Below are 7,297 nucleotides of genomic sequence, written 5' to 3'. Positions count from 1 at the left end.
CTGTTTAGATAATGCAGTGGCTGAAAACTTCTTCGCTTTACTCAAAACAGAGATGTATCACGGTCAAAGCTTCACTGATGCTGATGAACTGATTGCAAATATCGAAGAATATATAGAGTATTACAATACAAAACGGATTAAGGTGAAATTTAAAGGCCTGACTCCGATAGAATATCGAAATCAGGCCTTGCAAGCCGCTTAACAGAAATGTCCAACTTTATGGGGTCACTTCAGAGCATGGGAACGAGGATCCTCTTAACTGATTGGTATTACGCAAAGTGAAGCCAAGTTTAGGGGCTTACGTAGTTAAAGTCTAGGTAGCTAAAGTCTAGAACCAACGTTCAGTAAGTCTGCGCTCCACTTAAGTGCCTCGTCGTAACATTGACTTAATTCCGTATCATTAAGCTTTAAGTTACGAGCCAGAGTGGACACTTGATCCCAATCTGCGTGTTCATAGGCGATAGACAGAAATAATATTTTACCCAGTGCACCTTCGCCCTTAATCAGCGCTGTTTTTATCTTCTCATCAATAGGAATGGCTTCTACAATGGCTTGCAGAGACTGATCTAACAAACAATCGAGCAATGAAAACATGCCGGTCAGGAATGCAAGGTCTGAATCACCTCGTTGTGCGCTTTTACTCCAGGCCAATTGACAAAAGCGCGCGCGTTGAATGGAAAGCCCGTAAAGGTAGTTCGGCTTCGAGCTGTCTGTTGATGCGATGGCTACCAGTGATATGAACTGTCGCAGACGTTGTTCGCCCAGATAGACCAAGGCTTGTTTAAAAGACTGGATCTTGGAACTGACCATCGATGACGCATTAACAAACGTCAAAAGCTTATAGGATAGCGATAAGTCGCGTGTTATTAGTGATTCAAGCTCTTTGTAGTCTATCTCTTCTTTGGCTATCTCTTTACACAGTTGAACAATAGTTAACAAGGTTGGCTGCAAGGCTTTGCGTCGAATCATTTCCGGCTTACTAAAAAAGTAGCCCTGAAACAGTTCAAACCCGGCTTGTTTGGCTTGTTCGAACTCCTGATAATTTTCTACTTTCTCAGCCAAAAATTTAATTTTTGCGCCTTTAAGTTTGCTGATGAATGCGCCAGCTTTAGCGATAGTAACAGTGCGTATATCAAATTTGATATAGGAAATATAAGGTAAAAACGGTTGCCACTCCTTGCTTGGTACAAAGTCATCCAGAGCAATGCTATAGCCTTGTTTGGCCATTTTTTTGATAGCCGTTAATAACTCTGCGGTCGGCTGACAATCTTCCAGCACTTCAACCACCAAACTGTCCGAAGGAAAGAGCGTAGGCACAAGATTAACTAAACTCTGATAGGGAAAGTTGACGAACCCAACATGCTTACCCAGAGTTTGATAATGGGTTGAGAGGAAATGATCCGACAGCAACATACTGGTTGCTTTATCAGGATCGATCTCTGGAAAGGTATTCTTGGGTCCGTCTCTGAATAGCAGTTCATAACCAAAAATCTTTCGGTTAGCATCTAATATAGGTTGTCTGGCGATATATGAATACTTCAAGGCTTCACCCTAACTCCATTTATTGGTGTGGTGATTATATCAATATTAAGCCTATATTCTGCGTCACTACTCAAATCCTTATACGAGTGTGATCACTATTTCTATGATAAAAATTTCTTATTTTTCAGCTCATAACCATCTTTTGTGTACACAAGCATAGAGCCTTGCGTGTACCAGTCACCTAACACTATGCGAGTTCTTTCACCCTTATCCGTCGTTATTTTATGAATATTAGGGCGGTGGGTGTGACCGTGAATCATAGTATCTACATGGTGTTTATTCAGCACAGATAACACTTCACTTGGCGTGACATCCATAATGGTCATTGATTTGTTGCTTTTATCGTTACTGGTATCGGCTTGGATTTTTCGCACAATACGAGTTTTGATGAAAAACGGTAGACGGTTGAATAGCCATTGCAACCAAGGTTTGTGAACTTTTTCCCGGAATGCCAAGTAACGCAAATCTTCGGTACAAAGCGTATCGCCATGCAAGACAACCACTTGGTGACCATATAAGTCGATGACATGCTCTTCATCAAGTAAAGTCACACCCGTGTGCTTGGCAAATTTTTTCCCAACCAGAAAATCTCGGTTACCGTGCGAGAAAAAGACAGGTACGCCTTTCGCCACTAAAGCTTTAAATTCGTGTTTTATCTGCTGGGCAAAGTCGGTTGGGTCATCGTCGCCAATCCAGAAATCGAAAAGGTCGCCCAATACGTATAATGCGTCCGCTTTTGGAGCATCATCGTGCATAAAAGTCATAAAACAATCGGTAATATCTGGGCGTTTGGGAGTCAGATGAAGGTCTGAAATAAATAATGTATGCATAAAATAGGTCATTAAAGCAGCGGAGCATATTTCACGCTCCGCTTAATAAAGATTACTCTTCGATTGTGGTACCAGTGATAACAACATCTTCTAGTGGTACGTCCTGGTGCATACCGTAAGAGCCGGTGCTTACGCCTTTGATCTTGTTTACTACGTCCATGCCTTCGACAACTTCAGCAAAAACACAGTAACCCCAACCGTTTAGGCTTTCTGAACGGAAGTCGAGAAATGTGTTGTTGTTGACGTTGATAAAGAACTGAGAACTTGCAGAATGCGGTTCCATAGTACGAGCCATAGCAAGCGTGCCCACTTTGTTGCTTAGGCCGTTGTTTGCTTCGTTACGAATAGGTGCGCGAGTCTCTTTTTCACGCAGACCAGAAGTCATACCGCCACCTTGGATCATGAAACCATCGATAACACGGTGAAATAGTGTGTTGTCGTAAAAACCATCACGGCAGTACTGTAAAAAGTTTGCGCTAGTTTCTGGCGCTTGTTCTGTGTTCAGCTGAACTTTAATGTCACCAAAGTTGGTATGAAGGGTGATCATGTGCATTACCTTTGCTTGTTTTGTATGAATAAAGGATTTTAGCCTAACTTTTTGCGCATTCAAAACATCAAATGGATGACCTAGCGATAACAGAGTTGTTATACTGCACCACTATTTTGGTTGTAACGGTAATTAGATAAAGATCATGCTGAAAATATATAACTCACTAACAAAACAGAAAGAGGAATTTAAACCCATTACTGCTGGCAAAGTCGGCATGTATGTCTGTGGAGTGACCATATACGATCTTTGTCATATCGGCCATGGTCGTACTTTTGTTTCTTTTGATGTGGTTGCCCGTTATCTTCGTTACTTGGGTTACGATTTAACCTTTGTGCGTAACATCACGGATATCGACGACAAAATTATCAAGCGTGCGTCTGAAAATCAGGAGTCTTGCGATTCATTGACTGAACGTTTGATTCAAGAAATGTATACCGACTTTGATGCTTTAAACATTAAACGTCCTGATGTCGAGCCTCGCGCTACGGCTTATATCGATGAAATTATCGAATTAGTAGAGCGTTTGATTGCCCGCGGCTTTGCTTACGTGGCAGATAACGGCGATGTGATGTTTGAAGTCAGTAAATACGATGAATACGGTAAGTTGTCACGTCAAGACTTGGAGCAACTTCAAGCAGGTGCTCGTGTTGATATCGAAACAGCAAAACGTAGCCCATTAGACTTTGTGCTTTGGAAAATGTCTAAACCGGGAGAACCGACTTGGGAATCGCCATGGGGAGCAGGTCGTCCGGGTTGGCATATTGAATGTTCAGCAATGAACTCTTCTATCTTAGGTAATCATTTCGATATTCACGGTGGTGGCTCTGATCTTATGTTCCCGCACCATGAAAATGAAATTGCCCAATCTTGCTGCGCGCACGGTACTCAATACGTTAATACCTGGATGCACAGTGGTATGGTGATGGTAGACAGAGAAAAAATGTCAAAATCACTGGGCAACTTCTTCACTATTCGTGATGTATTGAACCACTACGATCAAGAGACAGTGCGTTACTTCCTGATGTCGGGTCATTATCGCAGTCAGCTTAATTACAGCGAAGAAAACTTAAACCAATCTCGCGCCTCGCTTGAACGTTTATACACAGCGCTGCGTGGTTTAGATATCAATGTGGCAGCGGCAGGTGGTGAAGAGTACCTAACTCGCTTTACCATTGCGATGAACGATGACTTCAATACCCCTGAAGCCTACTCGGTACTGTTTGATATGGCGCGTGAAATTAACCGCCTGAAAAACGAAGATATGGTACGCGCCAGTGCTCTTGGCGCATTAATGCGCGAACTGGCAGATGTGATTGGTATTCTTTACCAAGACCCGGAAGCTTTCCTTAAAGGCGGAGAGGGTGATGACGATGAAACGGCGGAAATCGAAGCGTTGATCAAACTGCGTAATGATTCACGTGCGGCAAAAGATTGGGCGAATGCGGATTTGGCTCGTGACAAGTTAAACGAGATGGGTATCGTTCTGGAAGATGGCCCAGCAGGAACAACTTGGCGTCGTAAGTAATTCGTTAGTGAGGGTGGGCGTGAGCCCACTTTCATTTTGTGTTCATCAAATCATCATAATGGCACTGAATGTCGATTATTTTAGGGATTGACCCCGGCTCTCGTATCACGGGTTACGGCGTGATCAAACAACAAGGCAGACACCTCTTCTATTTAGGTAGTGGCTGTATTCGTACCTCAGAAAAAGATCTTCCTGCGCGTTTAAAGCAAATCTACGCGGGCGTGACAGAAATCATTACCCAGTTTCAACCGGATGTATTTGCTATCGAGCAAGTCTTTATGGCGAAGAATGCCGATTCCGCACTCAAGTTAGGACAGGCGAGAGGTAGTGCTATCGTCGCCGCAGTGAATGCCGACCTTCCAGTCTATGAATACGCGGCAAGATTAATAAAACAAGCGGTTGTTGGCACTGGTGGTGCTGATAAATCTCAAGTGCAACATATGGTTCAGCAAATGTTGAAGCTACCCGCCAAACCTCAAGCCGATGCTGCCGATGCGTTGGGTGTCGCTATTTGTCATGCCAATACCAATAAAACACTTGTTGCATTAGCAGGCAAGGCGACAGGTGCGAAAAAAGGTCGTTATCGTTGATTATCCTGCTCGCTGACTAAATATCTTTTACTGGCTATATATCCAGTTATTTATTATCATCTTCAGAGTTACAGCAAACCTTTATTATTCGTCATTCGAGAATTTCGGAACGAAATATCTGGAATCTAATTAAGGTGTGCGTTGTAAGTCGATTCCAGCCTTCGCTGGAATGACGAAAAAGTATTATTCAATTTCCCAACCCAAGGAATCTCAAGTGATTGGACGTCTTCGCGGTACTCTTATAGAAAAGCAACCACCAGAACTATTAATTGAAGTTGGCGGCATTGGTTATGAAGTACAAATGCCAATGAGTTGCTTCTATGAACTGCCAAACATTGGAGAAGAAGCCATTATCTATACTCATTTTGTTGTCAGAGAAGATGCTCAGCTTCTTTATGGTTTCAATACCGTAAGTGAGCGGGCTCTGTTTCGTGAAGTGATTAAAGCTAATGGTGTCGGCCCGAAAATGGGCTTGGGTATTCTGTCTGGTATGACGGCTTCTCAATTTGTCTCTTGTGTTGAGAGAGAAGACATTTCAACTTTGGTTAAACTGCCGGGTGTAGGTAAAAAAACGGCCGAGCGTCTAGTAGTTGAAATGAAAGACCGCTTGAAAGGCTGGGGGGCAGGAGATCTGTTTACACCGGCTACTGATGCCGCACCCATTGATTCTCGACCTCATGCTCAAGAGCAAGGTGCAGAAGATGAAGCAGTTAGTGCTCTGCTCTCATTAGGTTATAAAGCACCACAAGCCGCGAAAGTGGTTTCGCAAGTGGCTAAACCGGGTATGAGCAGTGAGCAACTGATTCGTGAAGCATTGAAATCCATGGTTTAGAATGTTTGGTTTATTGCGGACGTGTTTTATCTTAGAAGTACTGACACATAACAACGATGAAGAGCAGACGTTAGGAAAGTAAATATGATTGAAGCAGATCGCCTCATTGCTCCAATGAACCCTTCATTTAAAGATGAAGAGGTGATTGATCGTGCGATTCGTCCTAAGAAATTGGCCGATTATCAAGGTCAGGATCACGTTCGTGATCAGATGGATATTTTTATCAAAGCCGCGCAAATGCGTAGTGAAGCGCTCGACCATTTGTTGATATTTGGCCCTCCAGGTCTGGGTAAAACAACGCTCGCCAATATTGTTGCCAATGAGATGGAAGTGAATATCCGTACCACGTCAGGGCCGGTGCTGGAAAAGGCAGGTGATCTCGCAGCACTGCTGACCAACTTAGAAGAGAACGATGTGCTTTTCATTGATGAAATACATCGTTTAAGCCCAATGGTTGAAGAAGTCCTTTATCCGGCAATGGAAGATTATCAGCTAGACATTATGATTGGTGAAGGGCCTGCGGCTCGCTCGATCAAAATCGACCTTCCACCCTTTACTCTTATTGGTGCAACGACCCGAGCTGGTTCACTAACTTCACCATTAAGAGACCGCTTTGGTATCGTTCAACGTCTCGAATATTATAAAATTGCCGACTTACAGCATATTGTGCAGCGCAGTGCCAACTGCTTAGGCTTGTCTATGGATAGCGAAGGCGCATTGGAAATTGCTCGTCGAGCGCGTGGTACTCCTCGTATTGCCAACCGTTTGTTACGCCGGGTACGAGATTATGCTGAAGTCAAAGGTAATGGGCATATCTGTGATGAAACGGCGGACAAAGCATTAAATATGTTGGATGTGGATCATCAGGGTTTTGACTATATGGACCGAAAACTTCTTCTCGCCATTATGGAGAAGTTTTCTGGCGGCCCCGTTGGTCTTGATAACCTTGCCGCGGCAATCGGTGAAGAGAAAGATACCATCGAAGATGTTATAGAACCGTATTTAATTCAGCAGGGTTATTTACAAAGAACGCCTCGTGGCCGTATTGCTACCGATCGCGCTTATCTTCATTTTGGTTTGGAAAAATAAATTTGCTTTGCAAAAACAAAGATACAATGCTGTTTGATTAAAATGCAGGCAGGCAATGTGTGATTAATGTCACATTTTAAAAATCTTAAAACTTTAACAAGGGTTGGCAAAGTTTGTGATCTTGTTAACCTTTTGTTCTCAAAAAATCACCCCCTCCGATAATTTTTACCTAATACTAACAATAAAGTTCATGTTTAGTTGATCTGTATCATTTTGTTGTGATATTGACGAAAAATCACGCATCTAATTTGATTTAAATCAAGGCGGTTTTGTCTGATAAATCTTTTGAAACGTAGGTTTTTTCTAAGTAGTATTAGTTCAAGCTATATTAGCCGTTAC

Annotated in this window: 8 protein-coding genes; 5 read left to right on the top strand and 3 right to left on the bottom strand. The window is 42.9% G+C overall.

What is annotated here, in order from left to right; all coding sequences use genetic code 11:
- The coding region (locus ACK5MF_RS19590; RefSeq protein ID WP_416918509.1) for an IS3 family transposase at positions 1–202 on the top strand (202 nt) is incomplete at its 5' end.
- Between the two features lie 119 nt (positions 203–321).
- On the opposite strand, the gene ACK5MF_RS19585 is transcribed toward ACK5MF_RS19590, so the two are convergent.
- From ACK5MF_RS19585 to ACK5MF_RS19575, 3 genes are all read right to left on the bottom strand, one after another.
- Complete coding sequence (locus ACK5MF_RS19585) at positions 322–1,542, bottom strand: EAL and HDOD domain-containing protein (RefSeq protein WP_416924182.1); 1,221 nt, start codon at positions 1,540–1,542, stop codon at positions 322–324.
- Between the two features lie 101 nt (positions 1,543–1,643).
- Positions 1,644–2,372: a UDP-2,3-diacylglucosamine diphosphatase gene (gene lpxH, locus ACK5MF_RS19580; RefSeq protein WP_416924181.1), complete on the bottom strand. Its 729-nt coding sequence runs from the start codon at positions 2,370–2,372 to the stop codon at positions 1,644–1,646.
- A gap of 52 nt (positions 2,373–2,424) precedes the next feature.
- Positions 2,425–2,919, bottom strand: coding sequence for a peptidylprolyl isomerase (locus ACK5MF_RS19575; protein ID WP_416924180.1), 495 nt, complete (start codon positions 2,917–2,919; stop codon positions 2,425–2,427).
- Between the two features lie 145 nt (positions 2,920–3,064).
- Between ACK5MF_RS19575 and cysS the strand changes: the two genes are divergently transcribed.
- The 4 genes from cysS to ruvB all read left to right on the top strand — a co-directional run bounded on the left by cysS (position 3,065) and on the right by ruvB (position 6,958).
- Complete coding sequence (gene cysS / locus ACK5MF_RS19570) at positions 3,065–4,447, top strand: cysteine--tRNA ligase (protein WP_416924179.1); 1,383 nt, start codon at positions 3,065–3,067, stop codon at positions 4,445–4,447.
- Between the two features lie 68 nt (positions 4,448–4,515).
- Positions 4,516–5,037, top strand: a complete 522-nt coding sequence (gene ruvC / locus ACK5MF_RS19565; RefSeq protein WP_416924178.1) for a crossover junction endodeoxyribonuclease RuvC — start codon at positions 4,516–4,518, stop codon at positions 5,035–5,037.
- A gap of 214 nt (positions 5,038–5,251) precedes the next feature.
- Positions 5,252–5,869 (top strand): Holliday junction branch migration protein RuvA, encoded by a 618-nt coding sequence (ruvA, locus tag ACK5MF_RS19560; protein WP_416924177.1) that lies wholly within the window; start codon positions 5,252–5,254, stop codon positions 5,867–5,869.
- Between the two features lie 84 nt (positions 5,870–5,953).
- Positions 5,954–6,958: a Holliday junction branch migration DNA helicase RuvB gene (gene ruvB, locus ACK5MF_RS19555; protein WP_416924176.1), complete on the top strand. Its 1,005-nt coding sequence runs from the start codon at positions 5,954–5,956 to the stop codon at positions 6,956–6,958.
- The last annotated feature ends 339 nt before the right edge of the window (positions 6,959–7,297 follow it).

It is taken from the genome of Vibrio sp. (assembly GCF_047973365.1).
In the GTDB taxonomy this organism is placed as follows: domain Bacteria; phylum Pseudomonadota; class Gammaproteobacteria; order Enterobacterales; family Vibrionaceae; genus Vibrio.
This window is presented reverse-complemented; position numbering and strand designations above follow the sequence as displayed.